The 22,197-nt window shown below is 43.8% G+C and carries 22 protein-coding genes; 6 read left to right on the forward strand and 16 right to left on the reverse strand.

Annotated features, from left to right (window positions below):
- Positions 1 to 2: 2 nt before the first annotated feature.
- The 6 genes from MHI15_RS01145 to MHI15_RS01170 form a co-directional block, all read right to left on the reverse strand.
- Complete coding sequence (locus MHI15_RS01145) at positions 3 to 839, reverse strand: carbohydrate ABC transporter permease (RefSeq protein ID WP_081386465.1); 837 nt, start codon at positions 837 to 839, stop codon at positions 3 to 5.
- A gap of 84 nt (positions 840 to 923) precedes the next feature.
- The gene (locus MHI15_RS01150; RefSeq protein WP_076277788.1) at positions 924 to 1,814 is read right to left on the reverse strand and encodes a carbohydrate ABC transporter permease; all 891 of its coding nucleotides are present in this window, start codon (positions 1,812 to 1,814) and stop codon (positions 924 to 926) included.
- A 104-nt stretch (positions 1,815 to 1,918) separates the two neighbouring features.
- A complete protein-coding gene (locus tag MHI15_RS01155) occupies positions 1,919 to 3,295 on the reverse strand; it encodes an ABC transporter substrate-binding protein (RefSeq protein WP_341164048.1) in 1,377 nt (458 codons plus the stop codon).
- 33 nt (positions 3,296 to 3,328) lie between these two features.
- The gene (locus tag MHI15_RS01160) at positions 3,329 to 4,216 is read right to left on the reverse strand and encodes a DUF6923 family protein (protein ID WP_341164049.1); all 888 of its coding nucleotides are present in this window, start codon (positions 4,214 to 4,216) and stop codon (positions 3,329 to 3,331) included.
- Between the two features lie 138 nt (positions 4,217 to 4,354).
- Positions 4,355 to 5,209, reverse strand: a complete 855-nt coding sequence (locus MHI15_RS01165) for an AraC family transcriptional regulator (RefSeq protein WP_076129836.1) — start codon at positions 5,207 to 5,209, stop codon at positions 4,355 to 4,357.
- A gap of 184 nt (positions 5,210 to 5,393) precedes the next feature.
- Positions 5,394 to 7,505 carry a glycoside hydrolase family 52 protein gene (locus MHI15_RS01170; protein WP_341164050.1) on the reverse strand — a complete coding sequence of 704 codons (2,112 nt, stop codon included), beginning with the start codon at positions 7,503 to 7,505 and terminating at the stop codon, positions 5,394 to 5,396.
- A 173-nt stretch (positions 7,506 to 7,678) separates the two neighbouring features.
- Between MHI15_RS01170 and MHI15_RS01175 the strand changes: the two genes are divergently transcribed.
- Positions 7,679 to 8,593, forward strand: coding sequence for a helix-turn-helix domain-containing protein (locus tag MHI15_RS01175; protein ID WP_076217819.1), 915 nt, complete (start codon positions 7,679 to 7,681; stop codon positions 8,591 to 8,593).
- A gap of 78 nt (positions 8,594 to 8,671) precedes the next feature.
- On the opposite strand, the gene MHI15_RS01180 is transcribed toward MHI15_RS01175, so the two are convergent.
- The 5 genes from MHI15_RS01180 to MHI15_RS01200 form a co-directional block, all read right to left on the reverse strand.
- A complete protein-coding gene (locus MHI15_RS01180; protein ID WP_175619013.1) occupies positions 8,672 to 9,508 on the reverse strand; it encodes a carbohydrate ABC transporter permease in 837 nt (278 codons plus the stop codon).
- 1 nt (position 9,509) lies between these two features.
- Positions 9,510 to 10,448, reverse strand: a complete 939-nt coding sequence (locus tag MHI15_RS01185) for a carbohydrate ABC transporter permease (RefSeq protein ID WP_076129834.1) — start codon at positions 10,446 to 10,448, stop codon at positions 9,510 to 9,512.
- Positions 10,449 to 10,531: 83 nt separating this feature from the next.
- Complete coding sequence (locus tag MHI15_RS01190) at positions 10,532 to 11,881, reverse strand: ABC transporter substrate-binding protein (RefSeq protein WP_076129833.1); 1,350 nt, start codon at positions 11,879 to 11,881, stop codon at positions 10,532 to 10,534.
- Between the two features lie 202 nt (positions 11,882 to 12,083).
- A complete protein-coding gene (locus MHI15_RS01195; RefSeq protein ID WP_076182507.1) occupies positions 12,084 to 13,865 on the reverse strand; it encodes a cache domain-containing sensor histidine kinase in 1,782 nt (593 codons plus the stop codon).
- Positions 13,866 to 13,897: 32 nt separating this feature from the next.
- On the reverse strand, positions 13,898 to 15,499 hold the full coding sequence (locus MHI15_RS01200) for a response regulator (RefSeq protein ID WP_076129831.1): 1,602 nt from the start codon (positions 15,497 to 15,499) through the stop codon (positions 13,898 to 13,900).
- A 279-nt stretch (positions 15,500 to 15,778) separates the two neighbouring features.
- Between MHI15_RS01200 and MHI15_RS01205 the strand changes: the two genes are divergently transcribed.
- From MHI15_RS01205 to MHI15_RS01215, 3 genes are all read left to right on the forward strand, one after another.
- Entirely contained in the window at positions 15,779 to 16,261 is a 483-nt protein-coding gene (locus MHI15_RS01205) for a MarR family transcriptional regulator (protein WP_076182515.1), read from the forward strand.
- 156 nt (positions 16,262 to 16,417) lie between these two features.
- Positions 16,418 to 17,653: an MFS transporter gene (locus MHI15_RS01210; protein WP_341164051.1), complete on the forward strand. Its 1,236-nt coding sequence runs from the start codon at positions 16,418 to 16,420 to the stop codon at positions 17,651 to 17,653.
- 61 nt (positions 17,654 to 17,714) lie between these two features.
- Positions 17,715 to 18,467 (forward strand): YdcF family protein, encoded by a 753-nt coding sequence (locus tag MHI15_RS01215; RefSeq protein WP_341164052.1) that lies wholly within the window; start codon positions 17,715 to 17,717, stop codon positions 18,465 to 18,467.
- Here MHI15_RS01215 and ybaK read toward each other — a convergent pair.
- The 5 genes from ybaK to MHI15_RS01240 all read right to left on the reverse strand — a co-directional run bounded on the left by ybaK (position 18,456) and on the right by MHI15_RS01240 (position 21,325).
- On the reverse strand, positions 18,456 to 18,929 hold the full coding sequence (gene ybaK, locus MHI15_RS01220) for a Cys-tRNA(Pro) deacylase (protein ID WP_076129827.1): 474 nt from the start codon (positions 18,927 to 18,929) through the stop codon (positions 18,456 to 18,458). The genes MHI15_RS01215 and ybaK overlap by 12 nt on opposite strands.
- A gap of 100 nt (positions 18,930 to 19,029) precedes the next feature.
- Entirely contained in the window at positions 19,030 to 19,281 is a 252-nt protein-coding gene (locus tag MHI15_RS01225; protein ID WP_036688306.1) for a YolD-like family protein, read from the reverse strand.
- An 85-nt stretch (positions 19,282 to 19,366) separates the two neighbouring features.
- A complete protein-coding gene (locus MHI15_RS01230) occupies positions 19,367 to 20,185 on the reverse strand; it encodes an SPL family radical SAM protein (protein WP_076304455.1) in 819 nt (272 codons plus the stop codon).
- On the reverse strand, positions 20,182 to 20,715 hold the full coding sequence (locus tag MHI15_RS01235) for a methylated-DNA--[protein]-cysteine S-methyltransferase (RefSeq protein WP_312149806.1): 534 nt from the start codon (positions 20,713 to 20,715) through the stop codon (positions 20,182 to 20,184). Before MHI15_RS01235 ends, MHI15_RS01230 begins: the two co-directional genes overlap by 4 nt.
- Positions 20,705 to 21,325 (reverse strand): bifunctional transcriptional activator/DNA repair enzyme AdaA, encoded by a 621-nt coding sequence (locus MHI15_RS01240; protein WP_076281633.1) that lies wholly within the window; start codon positions 21,323 to 21,325, stop codon positions 20,705 to 20,707. Before MHI15_RS01240 ends, MHI15_RS01235 begins: the two co-directional genes overlap by 11 nt.
- Before the next feature lie 58 nt (positions 21,326 to 21,383).
- Here MHI15_RS01240 and MHI15_RS01245 point away from each other — a divergent pair, with 58 nt between their 5' ends.
- The gene (locus MHI15_RS01245) at positions 21,384 to 21,515 is read left to right on the forward strand and encodes a hypothetical protein (protein ID WP_256716016.1); all 132 of its coding nucleotides are present in this window, start codon (positions 21,384 to 21,386) and stop codon (positions 21,513 to 21,515) included.
- A 23-nt stretch (positions 21,516 to 21,538) separates the two neighbouring features.
- Entirely contained in the window at positions 21,539 to 22,081 is a 543-nt protein-coding gene (locus MHI15_RS01250) for a MerR family transcriptional regulator (RefSeq protein WP_076182537.1), read from the forward strand.
- The last annotated feature ends 116 nt before the right edge of the window (positions 22,082 to 22,197 follow it).

Consider the following 22,197-nt stretch of genomic DNA (forward strand, 5'->3'; position numbering starts at 1 on the left):
TCCTAACCTTTAATGCCAGAGCTCATAAAACTACCTATCACTTGCCGTTGGAACAATAAAAATCCAATCATTAAGGGTGCCGAGACAATCAGCGTAGCCGCGCAGACATCAGACCACTGTGCGCCTGATTCCGTGGCTTTTGCGAACATCGCCAATCCTACAGTTAACAAGCGATTTTCCTCTGAATTGGTTACAATTAACGGCCACAAGAAATCATTCCAATGAAAGCTGACCGACACGATGGCAAAGGACACATAAATCGGGCGTGACAGTGGAACATAGATTCTGGAAAGAATACGCAGCCGTGAGGCGCCTTCCACCCGGGCAGCTTCATCGAGCTCATAGGGTAATTGCTTAAAGGATTGTCTTAAGAGAAACACTCCAAAGGAGGAGGCAAAGTAAGGCAGCATAATCCCCAGCTTGGTATCCAGCAGACCCATTTCGTTCAACACTTGATAGTTGGAAAAGATAAGAACATCCGGCGGCACCATAATTTGCACCAAAAATAACAGGAACAGCAGCTCTTTTCCAAAGAAACGTACTCGTGCGAACGCATAAGCAGCCATTGTCATCGTGACGAGTTGCACAGCTAGCACAACACCGCACACCAGCAATGTATTCATTAAAAATCGTCCAAAAGGCGCTCCATTCCAGACATGAATCAAATTCTCGAACGTAAAGCCCCAAGACCAGCCCGAATCGATAGCGACGTCTTTAGGTAAAAAAGCCGTTCTGACCACCCATAGGAAGGGAATGATCCAGACCGCGGCAAAAGTAAATCCAACCACATGCCACAGTATCTGCTGGATTCGGCGCTTCGTTTTTTCTAAGTTCAACATGCGCTCCTCTTCTAAAGCTTTACGTGTATTCTGCCTTAATACTAAGTGCAGCTTTAATGGATTATCCTCCACGGATTCCACCTCCTATTCATAATGAATTTTCCGATCCCAGCCAAAAAACTGCAAAGAGGAAATCAGGAGCAGCAACACGATCATGACCACCGTCATCGATGCGGCCATTCCTTGATCGTAGAAATTAAAAGTGGACTCGTAGATATAATAAAGCAGCAGGTTGCTTGCATTGTTCGGGCCGCCTTTTGTCATAATCCAGAGATGGTCAACCAGCTTAAAGGAATTCGTTATCGCCACAACAGCCACGAACAATGTTGTTGGCATCGTGAGTGGAATTGTGATTCTACGAATGGAAGTGAACGTACTGACTCCGCTTACTGCAGCCGCTTCATATAAATCCTTAGGAATCTGCTGCATTCCTGCTAAATAAAAAATCATAAAATATCCGGCTTCTTTCCAAATCATCATGATGACTAATGCGCCCATCACCGTATCAGGTGTTCCCAGCAAATTCACAGGCTGATCTGCGATCCAAGAAGCCAGTCTGGCGAAAAGCCCAAAATGAGGGGTATACAGAAACAACCAAATGTTCGCCACCGCGATCATTGGGATCATATTCGGATAGAAAAAGGAAAGACGTGCCAGTCCCCGCCCTTTTATCGCCTTGTCGGCAAACAGTGCCATCAAGAAAGCCAAAACTATTGAGGTTGGTACTGTACCAAGGGCGAACCATATATTGTTACTGAACACCTTCAAAAAAACATGGTCATGCAATAGATTAGCGTAATTCTCAAATCCTACGAACAAAGGCTCAGGAGTTGCTAAGTTTTTCTCATAAAAGCTGAGCCAAAGGGATTTAAACATAGGGTAATAAGTAAACAAGCAAAGAAAGAGCAGCGAAGGCAACACAAGTCCCCAGCCGAATCCGTTTCGTCTAAGCCTCTCACTCCATCCGGCATTCATACCATTCAATCCTTCCCTGTTAAAGGTTTCTAAGATTATTGAATAATGGAATGACGCCAGAACATGCTACCAAGGCTGTCCTGGCGTACCCCATACCTTAATAATTACTTATTGAAGGGAGCTAGTGCCTGATCTGCTTCTGCTTGCGCTTTTTTGAGCGCACCTGCGGCATCAATCTCTCCTGCCAATGCCGCTTGAATCTGATTCGTTATTGCCGTCGATACTTTACCATGATTATGAGTGGATAATTCCCGGAACGCATATTCCAGCTGGTTTCTTGCAACCAATGCTTGCGGGAAATCCGCCGTATATTTCTTCATTGCATCTGTATCATATGCGGATTTTCTTACGCCAACATAACCGGATGAGCTGCTGAAGAGGGCCGCCTGTTCCGAAGCCGTCATGTATTTGGCGAATTCCCAAGCAGCAGCTTGTTTTTCAGGAGATGTGTCCTTGAAAATATACAGATTGCCGCCACCAGTGGGTGATCCAAATTGCTTTTGTGCAGGTGGGAACGCTACACCGAATTCGAATTTCGCATTATTTTTTACATTGGTTAAATTGCCACTTGTGTGCATCATCATGGCTGCTTTACCTTGAATGAAATCCGTTGGAACCGTAGCCCAATCAATAACACCTTCCGGCATCGCCTTATATTTATGGGACAAATCCAACCAGAATTGCAATGCCTCCACATTCTCCGGTGTATCAAACATCGCTTTTTTGCCATCAGAAGACATTATGTTTTGCTTCGGATCAGAAGCATTTTGCCGAGCAAGCATTTGAAACATCCAATATGAATCATCATTGCCCGGAATTTCCAGCCCAACGTGACCGTCTTTGTTCAGCTTCTCAGCATAAGTTACAAGCTCATCCCATGTAGTGGGTGGCTTCTCTGGATCAAGTCCTGCGGCTTTGAACATTTCTTTGTTGTAATACATAACAATCGTGCTTCGCTGAAAGGGCAGGCTGTACGTTTTACCTTCAGACTGAGTATCTTCCACAAAGGCGGGATAAAAGTCTTCCATTTGAATATTCGTGTCCTTTGCAATATAATCATCCAGCGGAACAATCGCATTCATATCGAGCATGCTGTATAGCTCTGTTGACATCATGACCGCTACATCCGGTGGCTGCTTAGCTTGTACACCCGCTTGGATTTTTACGGTATTATCACCGTAATTGCCTGTGTACACGGGATTAACTTTAATCTCTGGGTGCTGTTCCATGAATGTATTAGCCATCCCATCGATTACTTTAGTAAGAGGACCCCCCACATTAACCGGATAATAAAAAGTAATCTCCACCGGCTTAGTAGCTGGAGTCTCTGTGGATTCAGGAGTTGCTGCGATTGCTGTAGGCTGAGCGTTATTAGCTTTCGCTTTGGCTTCAACTGTACTGTTATTGGCTTGACCGCAGCCCGCTACTGCCAACATCGAAATGGATAATAGCGTCAGAATGATTTTGGATTGCTTTAGCATTTCTGTTAGCCCCTTTTTTCGCTTGGATTTGAATTAGAATGCATAATGGCGAAAGTTCACACTAATACGATTTGAGCCTACATCAAGAATATGAAGCTGGGCACCATCAGCGGTGGGCAATACAGCAATTCCTTGAGCTTCTGTACCACTAGGCAGATTGCGATCAAAGGCCACAGATACGTTTCCAGTCTCCGGATCAATCTGGTAAACCGTTTGGGTCGCGTTATCCGTAGAGGCATATAGAATACCGTTGTACACTTCGGCACCTTGAATTCGATCAATGCTTTGGGAAAGTGGAACGGTTGTGATTACATGCATATCGTCGAGGCTAAGGACATTCAAGACGCTTGCATTACTCCACTGAGCTGTATAAACCTGACCGCGAGCGGCATCCACCGCTACCCATGGTACACCGCCAATATGCAAATTCAGCGGCAAAGCATAGGATGTGCCCGTATATTTCAAAGTGTTCACATCATAAAGGGCGATGTAAGGATGCTGATAGTTTTTGCCGTCTTCAATAGGAGCGTATATTTTACCGTTATAGTAGGAAATATCACCGATATGGTCTCCACCTTGGGAAGCAATCTCCAGAGGAATAGCCAATTCATTTCGTGCTTTTACGGATTTGCCATCAAGTCCAGTCCGCAAGAGTCCGTACGAGGAACTAAAGATCCAAGAATTCCCGTCTGTAGCCACTCCTTGTCCTCTTTCAAGAGCATCTAGTACCCAAAAGGTTTGCTTGGATACTTCATGCCATCCAGCAGTGATCATTGAAGCTGAAGTTGACTCTGCGCTGGACTCTACCTCGGTGTTTACTAGGTTATCCGGTCCGACAGGTGTGGCAGATGCTACTAAAGATAAAGAACTGGTCGTAAGTACCCCCGCGCAAATCAGACTGAATAATCTTTTTAATCTCATGTTTTCTCTCCTCCTAATAAGGTTGTAGTTCGGCATTTGTACGCCTTACTTCAACCTTATTATAGGAGCTGGCTGCAGCTCTCTAATTGAACAAAACACTTCATTCCTTGAATAAAACTCTCATTTACAAGAATAAAATTAATAAACCATATGATTAGGCTTGGAGGCGCTTTGATTCGCATACAGCTTTGGGGTTAGGCCGGTTTCTCGTTTGAACAATCTAGTAAAATGTCCTTGATCAGCGAAACCCACCTGAGACGCAATTTCCTTCAACCCAATTTTCCCGGAACGAATAAGAAATTTAGAACGTTCGATTCGCAGCCGGATTAAATAGTTATGGGGGGTATACCCTGTCTGTTGTTTAAAAATCCGAATAAAATGTGATTGGCTCATATTAGCCATGGTTGCGAGATCAGTCAGTTGAATCTCATCTTCCAACCGCTCACGCATAAATTGAATGACCTGAAATATCTCTTGGTTGGCGGGCGTTTTACTGTTTGAGTGCAGGGGGATCACAGAAGAATAGTGTTGTAACAAATGAATAATTAACATATTCGATAAAGAGTCGCTGTATATTTTCCCTTTGGCACCGCCATTCTGCAATTCCTCCAGCATCCAAAGCCCTAATTGCAGCAGCTTGGAATCCTTGACATGAAATTTGCGGTCCAATTGGATATGTCCTTCCTTCAGATAACCTGATTCACGAGCAATCTCTTCGATGACCGCTGGTGTAATTTCAATTTTCAAAAAATAGAGCGAGGTTCTGCCCCAAGGACAAAGAAGGCTCTCATTACAAGGGGTAATATGAATGGTGTAATAGTTTTCGTAGTAGGCTGTGCAGTGAATCCCAATTAAATATTTTGACTCCGAGGATGGGGTGAAAGCTTGCTGCGGGCTATACCATTGTGAAACCTGAAGCTTATCCCAACCATAAGTATCGCTTGCAAGAACAGGCTGGGTAGTGGTAAAGGACGATTCTTCCATTTCTCTCATATTTCATCCCCCTTTTCCCCTCAATATAACAAGCCTATATACGCTCCGCGTCAATGAGCTGTAAAAGCTATATTAATTTCCTCTCAGCTTCGAAAGGTGTATACTTCGAAACAGCAAAAAAGAGGGGTAGCCCCCTCTTTGTATTTATGCATATTCCGTTTCTACTTATTGAAACTATCTATTCTTATTTCTCATCCAACCACAAAATCGCTGTAACGCCACGCGGATAATATTTACTGCCCGTGATCTCACCGGAAATAATCTGATCGCTCCAGCTCCAAATCGACAACTCCGGATGGGTAAGCCAAGCTACGTGAGCACGATCCGCTGCCGCTCCCCGTTCCTCCCATTCCAGTCCCAGAATGCTGCGGGCGATGAATTGGGAGAGATAGATTTTACTGAGCCAGCTATTATTGCTGGTTGAAGAGATTTTCCAGCCTCCGTCTTCGAATAAGCATACTCCCGGCTGTAACACCGCATGCAGATGCTTGTCGAGTGCGCCAATATAGGCGGCGAACCGTCCATTACGATCAAGAGCTTCTTTGCAGCCTGTAAAGTAAGGGAAGACAAGGCCTTCGATAGCCGGAATGATCTTGGAGTCATTGCCTTCTCCAATGACAGCCGGAATATACCCGTCTGCTGTAACACTTGCCACCATTGTTGCGGCGCATTTTTCAGCCTGATCCCCTGCTGTTTTGGACTGTTCCGCACGCCCATGCTCTGCAAATATTTTCTCCATAGCCAAGTAAGCAGCCCAGCATTTTCCTGCCAGATAAATATTGTTACGAGCCTGACCTAAAGACACATCCAGACTGTCATACGTAGTAATTTCGGCTCCGCCCATCGTACGTGAGCTATCAAGCCCCATGACACCATTTCTTTGTTCAGGATCTGGATGATCGCGATTTACCATGCTATCCAGGCATTTCTCCATAATACTCAGATTACGTTCCATCCAGCCGCGGTCGCCTGTATGCTCTGCATAAGTTGCTGCACTCAGCACCCAGTTAACCAATTGTTCATGTGTCATATGTGAGAAACAACCATCAATGCCATAGACCTCATAAGCAGAATATCCCGGACGTGAAACTACGTTGGCTACACCCATATCATGTGTGAAGCTAATTCCACCTGGATACTCTGTATCCTCACCCGGGAAACGCACCGTATCTTCGTAGCTGAATCTTTCCACGAACATATCTAGTTCATTACGTACAGTCCAAGGATTCAAACGCAGCTCATAAAATAACTGATCGACGGTAAGATCAAAGGTATTCATCATCCGGTATTCGCCTTCGTTGACGATCCAAAATGGCTTATTCTTGTAGTCCAGCAATTGCGTGGAGCCATAATAACTACGAATCGCATGCGCTAACATAAAGGTTTGATCTGCGGATAGGTCATCATGAGTAAATCTATCGTTAGCTTGCTCCGCTTCTTGCTTAAGGATATCAAATCTAGCTAATGCATATTCAGCCACTGCCTCTATATTGTTGAAATAATGATTGTAATAATAAGATGCATCAATTCCTGAGGTGACATAACCTGAACGGTGAAAACAAATAGCAAAGCGGTAAGTTTCTTTTACTCCGGCTGGAACATCCATGATCAAAGCGCCGACTCGTCCCAGTCCAAAGGTCCAATTCTCCTGCAGCTCCTCCGTTAGAATATCCTCCATCGTGAAATGCAGTGCGGACTTTGCAGTTCCTTTTTCCGCAGCAATCGCAATAAATCTTCCTTGGCCAACGCCTGTAATCTCCGATGATACATCATCCAGTCTTCTCATTCCGCTATACACATCTGTTCCCTGAAAACCAAAGAATGCACGGCGCGAGGTGGTGGATGAGGAGTTGTCCACTTCGAGTTCAACCAGCACTGCAGGCAGCAGCACATCCTTCATTTCTTCTATAGAGGCAGTTTCTGGATCCGGTACAGAACGAACGGGGGACAGAATCCGGAAGGTCAAATCACCCGCACTCCAGCTGTCTGTGGCTACATGAAAATCTCTGGAAATCTCATTCTCTTGAAAAGGGAACAGAATATTCTCCTTATCAGGATTAGGATCCGGATTCTCAATATCATAACGTTTGCTTTCGTCCTCACCCCCGATTTCATGAAATGGCAGTGTATCATATCCCTTCCCGTCAGCACGTTCTAATCCTATGAATATATTTTGTCTAGGTGGTTTTCCAATCTCCAGATCGAAACCTCCACTAGCTCCTTTGAATCCTAAAGTGAAACTCGCAAATGCACCAATCGGTGAATGATGGGCATTAAAAAATTGATTATGCGCCATAAATAATAACACTCCTTCCAGCATGGTCCCGGATACCTCCGGGCTATATCTCCATGTTATCGATCTTTCCGGAAGTACAACAGGGTTAAAGCCTTCTTTTATTTGGGCAAATCAAACATCGATAAAAACCTATGTTATAATGAAGCCAAACTTTACAGTAAAAGAGGATTGAAATGATCTCGAATGATCCCGCTTTTCATAATTCTATTGATGGCCAGATGTCTCCAGACATCCAAGCGGCTTTCCATATCTTCGCCGCGCATTGGAGAAAAGTAAATCCGGATTGGCAATATCCCGTACACACTCATCCTATGTTTGAGATTAACGTTGTACTGCAGGGTGAGCAACATATGACGGTCGGCAATAAATCTTTTATCCAGCAAAGCGGTGATATTTTGTTCATTCGTCCCGGTGTAGAACATAGCAGCCTCGGTTCGAATGCTAGTCGTGACATGACTTATTACTGCCTACATTTTGATATTGATGATCTGATTTTACGGCGAGCTTTGCTAACAGCAGACGCTGTTAGTCTAAGTGGGAATACCCCGGAGCTGCGAGCCATTCGTTCCGCTCTAGATGTCATCATAAATTCTTCCATCCTGTCAGAGTCAAAGGACACACACAGAAATCGCCTGATTACATTGCATGCTTCGCTGCAACTTCTAACCGCGCTCAGCGGCTGGGTACTTTCGGAGATGCCCCTCCTGGCAGATACAGAAGCTACGGAAAATACCGTCGCCTTAGCTAACGCCATCGAAGGATTGCTGCAAGAATCTGTCTCCTCTGCTGCAAGCACAGGCGAAAGAGGCGGCGGTATTGAGCACATTGCGGCAAAACTCGGATACAGTACAACTCACTGCAATCGTGTTTTCCACCAAATTTATGGCATGTCGCCAAGACAATATTTATCCCGCTTGATCATTCGTCACGCCAAACTGCTGCTAATGGATAATAGTCTATCTGTCGAATCGGTTGCCCACCGGCTAGGATACCGGGATGTGTCCCATTTCAGCAAGCAATTCAAACGCTGGACAGGTCTCCCGCCAATGGGCTACCGCCGTTTAACCGCGAATCCAAATACACTTTAGTGATTGTTTTCCATACAAAAAAAAGGGATGTACCCCGCAGCCCACTAAGTGGTTACAGGATATATCCCTTTTTATGAATTAACCCTTCGTTGCACCAGACGCAATCCCCTTAACAAAATACTTCTGCAAGGCGATAAACACAATCAGCACAGGCACAACTGACATTGCTGTTCCTGCAAAAATCATATCCCAACGTGAGGAGAATTCTCCGATATAACGGTAAATTTCCACGACCATAGTTTTAGCCTGTCCTGAAGGCAATACCAGCATCGGCATCAGGAAATCATTCCAGATTCCAAGTCCGTTTAAGACCACCATACTGGCTGTGACGGGTCCTAGCAGCGGGAAAACAATTTTCCAGAATATCGCATAACGAGAACATCCGTCGATCTCTGCCGCTTCTTCAATTTCTCTAGGAATGCCTTTGACAAAGCTTGTATACAGCAGGCACCCAAAGCCCACCGCACCGGCTACATAAATTAGAATTGGACCGGCAAGGCTGCCGTATAACCCCAGCATTCTAAGCTCTTTAAACAGAGGAATCATATACGCCTGAAAAGGGATCATCATTCCTGCTAAAAAGTAAACGAACATGAACCGGGTCCATCTGGCATTTCTGCGTTCAATTGCGTAGCCCGCCATCGGAATAATCAAGACCTGTGCCGCAATAGAAAATGCTGTCAAAATCAGACTATTCAGAATAGCCCGTGGAAACTCTGTTTCGGTTAACAGATATTTAAAGCTGTCCAGATAAAGGGTTTTCGGAAAAGCAATGGCATCCTTCATAATCTCTGCATTACTCTTGAAGGCTGACATCAAATTAAAGAAAATAGGAAAGAAAAAGATAATAGCCACTAATAATGTAACAATGAAAAGTGCGATTTGCCCAACTCTTTTGCGTGTTTGCATCGTCATCTTAGAGCTGCACCTCCCGCTTCTGGAGAACCTTCACTTGGAAGACTGTAATGATAAGTATGATTAAGAACAAGACCATCGCCAGCGCAGTACCAAAACCTTGTCTTAATTCACCAAACCCAACCTTATAAATAATATAAGTTAATGTCTCCGTCTCAAAGCCCGGACCACCATCAGTCATGACGGCAATCTGATCAAAAATCTTCAAGGCGCTGATCATCGATAATACCATACATACAGTCATTGACCCCGCAAGCAGCGGAAAGGTAATATGCCGGAACTGTTGCCAGCCCCCTGCTCCATCAATACTGGCCGCCTCATTCAATTCCTGCGGAATACCTTGCAATCCAGCGAGATAAATGATCATATAATACCCCGCGCCTTTCCAAACGGTAGACAAAATAATCGACAGCATCGCATATTTAGGATTGCCCAACCAATCCACAATCCAGGTTCCAAGCCCAACAGACTCCAGAATCTGATTAAATACACCAAAGTTGTAATTCAGGATCATCGCCCAGACGAAACCCATTACGATCCCACTAAGCAACGTAGGGAAATAAAATACACTTCTGAATAAATTCCGGAACCAGCGTACCTTATCGACCATCATAGCCATTGCAATTGCTGCAATATTCTCTAGAACAACAAGTGAAATAGTCATGATCATCGTATTTTTCAGTGCGTTATGCACCCTTGGACTATTCCAAATTTCCACAAAGTTAGCGAAGCCGATATACCTTACGTTGTCGCTAATGCCATCCCATGAGGTGAAGCTTAAATAGACACTGCCTACCGTAGGGACGATAACGAACAAGGTGTACAAAATAAATGATGGTAATATAAACAACAGAGCGTAGGACTGCCATTTTTTCTTTTTCTTTTTGTGCTGCACAGTGCCTATCAATGACTTGTCAGCATTTACTGCGGATGTAGCCATGGCTACTCTCCCTCCCTTAAAGACCGCGCTTGTTAAAAAGAGAACCTCTGCAGCAGCAGAGGTTGCTCGATCAGGCGCTGCTCTTACATCTGATTAGCTTTCACTTGGTTGTCATACTCTGTATCCGCATCTTTCATGTACTTCGCTACATCTCCATCTTTTACCACGAGATCCTGCAACAGCTTGTAGTACCAGTTACGGAATTGTGGAGGGATTAGATTGTCTCCCCACCAGTTATTGATCGCCAACGATTTCACTACATTCGGGTCAGCAATAAGATCCAAAGCCACCTGCATTTGTTCACTTGTGTCATAGGTTACTTTCTCTTTTGTTGAAGGAATCGCATTTATCGTTGCTAAATAGTTCGAATACTGTTCTGGGGCGAAGAAGAAACGGATAAAGTCTTTGATGGCTTCTGTTTTGTCTGCATCCTTAGCGGCTTCAGCCGATAAAGACCAGCCTGCAGGTGACGGAAGACCTATGACATTGATTTTCCCTTCACGGTCAGGAAGAGCATAGAAGCCAAATTCAAAGTTCGGGTCTGCTTCAGCGATTTGTGTAAACATCCACGTACCGGAGTACAATTGTGCTGCTTTGCCAGAAACAAGAATCGAAGCGGTCTGATTGTCGCCCGTGCTGAGCCAACCTTTATCGACATAATTCTTGAACAATTCTTTGAAGTCCGTTATGCCTTGAACTACATTAGCATCAGTGAAGCTGACCGTTTTAGCGGTACGTTTGGAGTTCCAATCTGCATCTTTCGAGTAGACCTCATCAATCAGGAATTTGTTAACCCAGAAACCCATATGGAAAATATCTTTTCCGCCTACTACAATCGGAGTAATGCCCGATGTTTTCAATTTTTCTTGGATGGCGATGAATTCGTCATAGGTTTTTGGAAGCTCGGTGATCCCTGCATCCGCATAGGCTTTTTTGCTGTAGATAATCCCTTGGGGAGCGTTCACTTGCAGCGGTGCGTTCCACACCTTACCATCCACTTGTGGAGGGGCTTCGAATAAATCTAGCAGATCGGAAGGCAGCTCTACAATCTTACCCGCATCGGCAAAAACTTCTGTATCCCGCATTTCCACCAGGTCCGGGAATTCACCCACAGCATCCTTGGTTTTCAGCCAGTCAAGATAGGCAGCGGATGAAGTTTCGCTCAAATCTTTAATAGTGACATTTGGATTAGCTGCAGTAAACTTTTTGACCGTATCTGAGATAGCTTTTTTGGTGGCCGGATCTCCGGAGGCGTAACCTATCGTAAAGCTAACCTCTTTTTTGTTCTCTTGCGGTGTATTTGAAGGCGTCTCGGATGCTGGCGTATTAGTTGCCTTACTTCCTGCATTATTATTATTTCCACCGCAAGCAGTCAAAACTGTTGTTGTGGCAAGTAACAATACGGATAGTTTCATCATTGTTTTTTTGTACATATCATAATAGCCTCCCCTTTTAGTGAACCGTGGAAACTGAAGCAAGATGTGCGCATCATCTCTCGAAAGCGTTTCCGTTGCTAATAGAATAGCATTCCTTATAAATAGTTAGAATGAACTTTTTTAAGCGGGATATGCGGTGAATTTAAGAATAAGTAAAAAAAGAACGAAAGACCGCAGTCTTCCGTTCATCGTCTATCCTTTACGCATTCTCCGAATCCGAGATTTTATACGGATCCTCTACAATCGGAAGCAACAATAGAATTGATGTCCCAATATGCTCCCGGCTGCTGATAGATACCCCGTATTCTGCTCCGTACACTGTACGAATTCGTTCATGTACATTTTTTAGTCCAACATTTTTGCTAGGCGAACTAGGCTCTTCCAAGGTTTCAGCCAACTGCTGTACCTTTTCCTTGCTCATACCGATTCCATCATCATAGATCGTAACCAACAGCATTTCATCTTTCTTTTCGATCGTCAATCCAACTGTCCCTCTGCCTTGACTGCGTAAGCCATGCTGGATAGCATTTTCAACTATCGGCTGAAGTGACAATTTCAGAATGTACCAGTTCAGATCCACTTCGGGTGAGAGATCGACTACAAGCTCAAATTTATTCTCATACCGCACAGAGATAATATAGAAATAATCCCGTAGATGCTCCAGCTCCTGTCGTATGCTTACCCTGTCCTCTCCATAGTCGATTACATATTTCAACTGGTTAGAGAGCGATAAAATCATATCTGCGACCTCATCATTATCTTTATCCACCGCATTCATTCGAATGACTTCCAGGGTGTTGTATAAATAATGCGGACGAATCTGACTCTTCAGAGCATTTAACTCCGTCTGCTTCTGCTTGATCTGGGCAACGTAAGCTTCATCGATATAGGCTTGTAAACGCTCGACCATTCGGTTAAAACCATGGCTAAGTCTACCCATTTCATCATTGCTGTTCACGACCATCTGGGTATCCAAATTACCGGATTCTACGATAGCCATTTGCTTAATTAAGTTCCGAATCGGAGCAGCCAGCCGCCTAGAGAACCAGACGCCCATGATGATCATTGCAATCGCACAAATAAACATCGCTATAAACACCGTCGTACGAGCTGAAAAAAGCTGATCGAATAAATTTGCTCGATGAATTCTGGCAGTCACCGTGCCTTTAAGAAAAGGAATCTCTTCACTGAGAACGATCATCTCCTCGTCCTTTTTAGCCCGAAAAGCCTCTCCATTCGCTGACCTTGTCTCATTCGTGAAATATACATTTCCGTCGCCATCCAGCAGAAATAATTCATCCTGTCCCCCCAGATTTAATTCTCTGAAGAACTGATTAAATAACGAAACATCCACATCCATAAACAAGGTCCCAACTATCTTGGGATCTTTGGTGACACGCCCGGAAATATCAATTAAAGTACGGCCGATGGTGAACACACTGCGCTTTGAACCTGTATAATATTCTTCGGAATGGGTAGGGAAAATTGCCACTTGTGAAGGATTTGGAGCCATTTTAGTTAACCACTCTTGATAAGGCAGCAAATCAAAATTGACCCCTCTGTTTTCTTTTTCCTGATAGTAGAGCTTATCGTCTGACTCCCTATGAAAATAAACACTGGTGATGTAGGAATCACTGTAGAGAACTGTTTTTAGAAAGGTTTCAATAGGAATCGTATTGATCTGCTCCAGCTCATTTACATTATAGGTTTGATTCTGCGAATAACTCTCGATAAAACCTTCATATCGTCCCGTATACATCAGCTTAGAGACCTCATTGTACTGATTAAAGGCTGAATTCAGGTTATAGCTCATATATAGCACCATTTGCTGCAAATTGCTTGTTGTGTAACGCTCGACATATCCGGAAAACGTCTGCACAGAAATGTAGCTAAGTGCAAAAAGCGGAATTAGGCCGACTAATAAAAAGGAAGCGGAGAATTTAACAAATATACTTTTGGATCTTCGGCCCCAGATAAACATGAATGAAGGCATCCCCTTTGCTATCCATCTGACTATTGGCTTTTGAAGGATTGCTTATATTCTTGTGGCAGCTTGCCATATTTCTTCTTAAACATATCGCTAAAATGCCGGGCATTGTTGTAGCCTACACTATCAGCAATCTCATAAACCATCATATCGCTTTGCAGCAATAAACGAAGGGCATGATTCATCCTCACCTCAGTGACATAATTCTTAAAGTTCTGTCCGGTATGTTTTTTGAAAAAGCTGCTGAAATAATAGGAATTCATAAACATCATCCCTGCCATAGATTCCAGTGTAATATTTTCTGGATAATGCTCCTCAATATAAGTCTTCACCTGGGAAAGCTGCTTCAGTTCCTTACTGCCCATGCGACTGCCAATTTGCCCGGACATTTTGTTCAAAAGCACACGGAAATCTTCCTCCACCTCTTGGAAGGTAGAATAATTAGCCAATCGTTCAAGAATCGGATTTGTATCCTGAAGTGATGGACCTGCCTCCACACCGAATTGAATAAGCTCCTGTTCAAGCTGCAAGAATGTATTGTATACGGTAGAAACGGCTTGGTTTCTATTCCCGCCTGCCGTCTGCCGGATCGTCTGAAATAATCGCAGGCACTCTTGCTCAATTTGTTCTTTGTGTTGTAATTTCATGGCAATCCCAAGGGCGGACTGGATTTCATGCAGCGGAGCTTGAATCAATGATTCACTCTCATACCTGCTCTCTTTTACTGGAATCACACGATTAGGCCCTGTAAAATATTTATAATTTAGCGCTTTCAAAGCTTGGCGATAAGATTCATCAGCATCATCCATACCGTCAACAGGATTGCCTACCCCAAGAGTCACCTTTAATTTCAGAAAACTTGTAATTTTGTCATGGAGGTCTAAGGCAATTCTCGCTGGTTCCTCAGCATATTCATGCTGGAGCAGGATACAAAAACGTTCCCCTTTACGGAACATATAGCTATTATCGCTTTGCTCCACGGTTTCTTTAATAATGTTAGACAGTGCAAAATCAATTAGCTTACGTTCGCGTTCTTCCCATCTGGAAGGCTGCCCCGACGACTCGTCCGTCTCTACCAAACAAATACTGACGTAGCGACTTAAAGCAATAATTCCCATATCAAGCAAGGTGTCTGCTGTTCCCTTATTGCCGTCCGTCAGCTTGTCGAGCAATTCTTCGATCGTTAATCTGCGGTTTCTCTGTTCATAATGGTTCAGCTTCTCTTTGTTGCGCTCGCCTTCTGTTTCTTGACGAATAAGGGAAACGGCTTTGCTCACAACCTGTTCCAGCTGATTTTTGTTCACGGGCTTCACCAAATAATCCAGCGCACCATATTGCAGTGCTTGACGGGCATACGTAAACTCCTGATAAGCGCTTATAAAAATAACCTTCACCGCTCTGCCAGCTTCATGAATTTCGCGGATGATATCAATCCCTGTATATCCTGGCATGCTTATATCACTAATAATCAGATCAGGATCACAATCCTCGATCTGTTGTTTCAGCTCAATTCCATCACTGGCCTCTCCAACAATGGTGAGTCCAAGCTTCTCCCATGAAATCAGTTTTTTTAGGCCTCGCAAAATCACCGGTTCATCATCTGCGAGCAGTACCCGAATACTCTTCATTATGCAGTCCTCCTACCTTAGAGAAATCATCCCACAGCTGTCCAATCATCTTAATCTTATGATAACAGACAAACAATCTTTGGTGCAGCTTCAAGCGGATGAACTTTCTTAAGAAGAAACCGCAGTTTCTTAAGAATATTATATCTACGCTTGTTACTACTCACCTGTTATTTTTATCTAAAGTTCAATGAAACAAACTATCCTCAACTTTAATATTGTTGAAATAGAAACAAAAAATCAATATAATTTGTTAATGTAAGAGCGCTGGGAGGACAGGCCATGAACAAAGAAGATCAGGTCATGATGGGTTTCAGGGACGTATATAACAAGATGGTTTGGCTTAATAAGGATAAGATGGAAGACAGTCTTAAGGGTTATAAACCTTCTGAAGTACATTGCATCGAATACATTGAAAAAAATGCAGATTCCAACGTCACAAAACTTGCAGAGTCCTTTTATATGACTCGCGGTGCCATAAGTAAATTAACTAAGAAGCTCATCCAAAAGGGCCTCATCGAAAGCTACCAAAAATCGGATAACAAAAAAGAAATCTATTTTAGGCTTACTGAGCAAGGGAAAGTAATTTATAAAATCCATGAGGACCTGCACAAAGAGTTCCAAGAGCGGGATAAAGCCGTATTTGAGCAGGTAACTGAGGAGCAATTTGACAGTATGCTTAGCTTCGTAGAAAAGTATAGTAGGCATTTGGATGCAGAAATAAAGAAACAGGGTATAGATTTTAATCCGAATAAATTCGAATAATGAAAATGAAACTCCATGCAGCCGGGCTTTTATGAGAAAGGCTGCATTTTTTTGGTCGTTATTTTGTTGACACGGAAACAAAATAGTGATAAAAATGGTGATGTACCAGATTTGTTTCCAAGGAATCAAAACATCAACTTTTGAGGAGAGAATTTAATGCTCAAATTCAGATCACATAATGAACAGAACACAGAGCAAACCGTAGATAAACACGCTCTAATCTTCGGTTTGATCTCTGTGTTTCTGTGCGGAATAGGCTTCAGTATCATCATGCCCGTTGTCCCATTTTTAGTGCAGCCTTATATAAGCAATCCGGGAGAACAGGCTATAGTTGTCACGCTGCTGACGTCTGTTTATGCAGTCTGCGTATTTTTTGCAGCCCCTGCACTTGGAGCTTTGAGTGACAAATACGGGCGTCGTCCATTACTTTTGGTATGCCTTTTGGGTTCCGCGATTGGATACATAGTTTTTGGGATAGGAGGAGCGTTATGGGTACTTTTTGTTGGACGTATAATAGAAGGTATAACCGGCGGAAGCATAGGTACTATCTTCGCCTATTTTGCTGACATCATTCCTCCAGAACAGAGAACCAAATACTTTGGCTGGGTGAGTGCGGTTGTAGGAGTAGGCACCGTCATTGGTCCAACGCTAGGCGGTTTACTTGCCAAGTTTGGTTATTCTGTACCTATGTATTTCGGAGCAATAATAACCTTATTAAATGTTGTTTACGGATTCTTTTTTATGCCTGAGAGCCTTGACAAGAACAATAGACTAAAAGAAATCACCTTGGTAAGACTGAATCCATTTACACAGCTTGCAAGCATATTGTCCATAAAAAACTTAAAAAGGCTACTGGTCTCAGCATTCTTACTCTGGATACCCAACGGATCTTTACAGGCTGTTTTTTCACAATTCACAATGGATACTTTCAGTTGGAAGCCTCCACTAATCGGACTGATGTTTTCAATTATGGGCTTCCAAGACATCATTTCACAGGGTTTCATCATGCCTAAGCTTTTGCTGAAATTTAGGGATAAACAGATCGCAATTCTTGGAATGGTTTCGGAGATTATAGGCTACAGTCTTATTGCACTATCTGCTTTGTTCTCATACTATCCGCTTTTTATCGCTGGAATGTTTATATTTGGTTTTGGGGATTCGATCTTTGGGCCTTCATTCAATGGGATGCTTTCCAAGTCTGTCGATTCTAGTGAACAAGGGAGGATTCAAGGCGGTAGCCAATCTATTCAGGCTTTAGCAAGAATGATCGGGCCTGTCATTGGAGGTCAAATATATGTATCACTTGGCCATGCTGCACCCGCTTTTATGGGGATGATCCTGATAGCTGCGGCAATATCCGTTTTGTATAAGGATACGCATGTAAATATGTAATCTTGCAATCTCATGTTACAATACAACCTGAACTTATATTTTTAGAAGGCGGTTGATACTGTTGATTTACATCATCAAATTTGTATACAGCTTTGTGCTTCCTCCCGGCCTGTTTATCGTGCTTCTGCTAGGTTTAGTCATTTGGTTATGGAAAAAAAACCGCCGGCCAGCACTAGTTCTACTCGGGGTTACACTATTAATGTATTTCTCCATGACACCCTTAGTCAGCGATGCGCTGATCGGCAGTCTAGAACGGAAATATCCGCAGCCGGAAACTTTGCAAGGAGATGTCATCGTCGTACTCGGCGGGGGCGCCAGCTCTGGCACACCGGATATAGACGGCGAGGGCAATTTATACGGATCAGCGGCAAATCGCCTGCTTACTGCTGTTCGCCTCCATCGGCAGACAGGTCTGCCAATCTTATTTTCTGGCGGACAAGTATTCTCCGACAGTGGTAATGAAGCGGATATCGCGCAAAGACAACTACTGGGTCTCGGCATACCCGAAGAGGACATCCTGATCGAAAATCAATCCCTCAACACGGAGCAAAACGCTGTAAATACCGCAGCCATCCTGCAACAAACCGGACTTATAAAACCTATACTAGTTACTTCAGGTTTTCATATGTCCCGAGCGATGTTGCACTTTAAGAATGCAGGGCTAACAGCGCAAGCCTATCCTACGGATTATATCGCCAGCGCTGATATTGCACTGCAGCCCGCCAACTTCAGTCCATCCCCGGGAGCGATCTCCACAACAGGGTTAGCATTGAAGGAATATTTAGGCCAGCTTGCTGCTCGGCTATTTGATTAGTTCTGTAAATTTCGCATGTACAACCTCAGCGAGTAACTGTGGGGCTACATCCATTTGCTGGCCAATCTTCCCAGCGCTGACAGCCATTGTTTCCAGCCCTTCTGCGCTGCTCTCAATGAACGTGGGGTACAGCTTTTTCATTCCAACAGGTGAACAACCACCGCGGATATAACCTGTCCATTTCTGCAGATCCTTCACTGGCAGCATCTCAATTTTTTTCTCTCCGGCGGCTTTGGCCGCCTTTTTGAGATCCAGCTCTTCGGCAACAGGGATAACAAATACATAAAGATTTGCACCGCTATGAGCGACCAACGTTTTAAAAACCGTCTCTGCCGCCTTTCCAATCTTCTCAGCCACAGCCGTGCCATGGATTAGTCCATCTTCATTGTCATAGGCGAACACTTCATAGCCGATTTTTTTGGCATCCAGCATTCGCATCGCGTTGGTTTTGGTTACTTGCATTGTTGACCTCCCTTTCTATATCCTCTATTCCTTACCTTTATGATCAAAGAGGCCCCAAAGCTATGATAGCTTTCAGGACCTCCTGTTGCTGCCGTGCCCATTAATCTCTGGGATAATTAACCTGCATGATATCCATAAAAGGAACTTTTATGATTTCTTCATGGTTACTGAGGTGTACTTTCCCGGTTCGCGAATCCATTTCCACGATCATGCCGCGTACCTCTTCTTCTTTTCCCCATACGGTCAATAAAATCTCAGAACCTTCTTGCTTAGCTTCAACTAACTGATTACCTAACTCCTCAAGCACAAATTCATCTCTTGTGGGCCGCTTGGCCACCTTTGCTTTTGCCACACTAATCCTCCAATAAGCTATTACGGATATTAAGTATATTAAATACTAAGTATGAATGCTCTCATTTATTATACCATGTTTCAGATTAAGGCTCGAACCCCTTCTGGCTCAAGAATAGCTCCTCTTCGGAAAAAACTTGCTGAAGTCCTTCATACACTCTGCGATATGCTGCAGGATCATACCAATCTTCCAGTTGCAGCTCTTCATATAGGGAATAAATCCCTAATCTCCGTGTGCGTTTGCCGCCGCTGCCGTCGCCCATAAAATAGTCATCCACACAGACTCTATCCACCAAAGCCCTTAAGGTTGCTGGAAAAGTTGGACTGCTTGGCAGTACTGGCGCTATAGTAGCTTGAATGGGGATGCCAGCTTCACGTAAAAGCTGTAACGTCTTCAGTCTTGCAGCAATGGGAGGAGCGCTTGGTGTGAATTTTTGGCGAATATCTTCTCGGTCTGTTTCTACAGTTATACTTACACGAACCTTATCCTGTAAACGTAATAATAAATCTATATCTCTGCGAACCAGCGGACTACGCGTCTGCACGAATAGGAAATCGGGCGGATCTTGAACCATAACCTCCAGTAAAGATCTCGTCACCTCTTCCTTGTGCTCAACCGGTTGATAGGGATCTGTGCTTGACGACATAAAAATAGAGACGGGACCTTTCGCCTTCGCTTTGTGTAGTTCTTTTTGTAATATTGCAGCCGCTTCTTGTTTAACATCTACCCACGTCCCCCACTCTTCTTTGCGGAACAGCGAGACAGGCATCTGACGTACATAACAATAGGAACAGCCATAAGTGCAGCCCGTATATGGATTTAAGGAATGACTGTAGCCTGACAGATAACCTGTTCCTTTATTCAGCAAGGTTTTTGGGGAGGTGTAATTGGACTCTATTTTCATATATCTGCTGTATACTCTCCTCTCTCCAACTGAAGTAGCTTGGTCTTCATATCCAAACCACCCCGGTATCCTGTTAATGTCCCATTCTTACCAATAACCCGGTGGCAGGGCACCGTAATCAGAATCGGATTCGCGCCAATGGCAGTCCCTACCGCGCGTACCGCAGCTGGTTTTTGAATATGTGTAGCAATATCTGAATAGGACCAGGTTTGCCCATATGGAATTTCACATAACGCCTTCCACACCGCAAGCTGAAATGGAGTTCCCTGATAATCAAAAGGAATGCCGAAGCTCTGCCGGTTCCCTTGCAAATATTCACTAAGCTCCCTCACATAAGGCGCCATCTTCTCATCGTTCTGCACCAGTTCACTCCCCGGAAAACGACGTCTAACCCATTCGCTTAATTCCTCAAAGGGTTGCTGCTGCGAACCCACATAACTTAACCCCTTCTCAGTGGCTGCAATATAAAAACTCCAATCCTTATCGGTTAATAATGTCCAGTATAGAATAGCATTTTTTTTATTCTCCATGATTCGGTCCCTCCAAAATAAAATCAGAAGCCAACGTTACTTTCTGTTTGTTAAGCTGACGAAACTGTGTGGGTGTATACCCCGTTTTTTTCTTATATAAAGTAATAAAATATGATGTATTGGGCAGACCCACACGTAATGCAATCTCAGCAACTGCCTGCTCTGTAGTAAGCAAATACTCAGATGCCTTAGCGATTCTCTTTTGCTGTATATAATCCACGGGAGTGATTCCTGTTACTTTCTTAAAGGTTCGATGTAAATGATAAGGACTGCCATGACATACCTCAGCTAATGTTTCAAGGGTGAGGGGGGCCATATAATTATGATCAATGTACTCCGTCATCACAGCTACCCATTCCTTATCAGGAAGACGCTCACCTGTCGGTTTACATCTTTTGCAAGGACGAAATCCGGCTGCCAGCGCTTGTTCAGCATTCTGAAAAACACACGCATTCTCCCGATTGGGTGCTTTGGATTTGCAGGAGGGTCGACAAAAAATTCCTGTAGTCTTCACCGCATAAAAAAATATGTCGTTATAAGCAACATTGTTTTGCAAAATAGCCTGCCATTGCTCCTCAGTCATTTGTTCCTCATCTTCAATCCTGTTCATCGCCTTCACCTCTAATGCAATTATACCCCTGAGCAGGCTCATCTGTACTCAATTTGGAATGGAAAAGCAAGATAGTGAAATCCAAAAGGGTGAGATTGCTCGTAATTACACTTTGTTTAGCGAATACGCACTACCTTTGTCAACCGTGCAGGGAGCCGCTGCTGGACAACGAATATTACTCATAACATGACTACGTGAACTGGAGGAATCGAAATGGATATTCTAAAAACAAAAGATGCCGCAGAGCTGCTGTCAGTTAGTCTAACCACAATTAAACGTTGGGCTGCCATGTTCCCTGATTTTTTTCCAAAAGACCGATTTGGCCATTATGTTTTCTCGGAGCAGCAAATCGACCTGCTCAATCATATTAAAGACCGTATTAATCACGGAGAGGCCTTGGAATGTATACAACTCACACTCACGAATGAGCAGCAAATTTCCACATCACAACAGGAAAATCCACTACAGCACACAGATGCTGAGCCTATGAAGGATATCTTGTCTCGCATCAACAATGTTGAACGTGCACTCGATCAAAAAGCCGATGAAGTAGTATTGATCCAACTGCTCCAGCAGCGTGAGGAGCTTGAGGACCTACGAATAATGATCAAGCAAATCGCGGCATCCATAGAACCGTTGCAAGTGTCTAACGGCAAACCGCTCACCTCTTATGAAAATTCCCAGTCCACTGCCACTACCAGACTAACGGCTCCGCCAAGAAAACGCGGCCTGTTACGTTCTTTATTTTTCTTTTAAGCCTGAAATGTAAAAAAAGAACCTACTTCAGACAATCGCGAAGTAGATTCATATAAATTAAAAACATATTTAAGCTCTCCCCCTGTCACCCTAAACGGTGGCGGGGGTTTGCTTTT

The organism is Paenibacillus sp. FSL H7-0918 (assembly GCF_038007025.1).
Lineage (GTDB): Bacteria > Bacillota > Bacilli > Paenibacillales > Paenibacillaceae > Paenibacillus_AQ > Paenibacillus_AQ odorifer.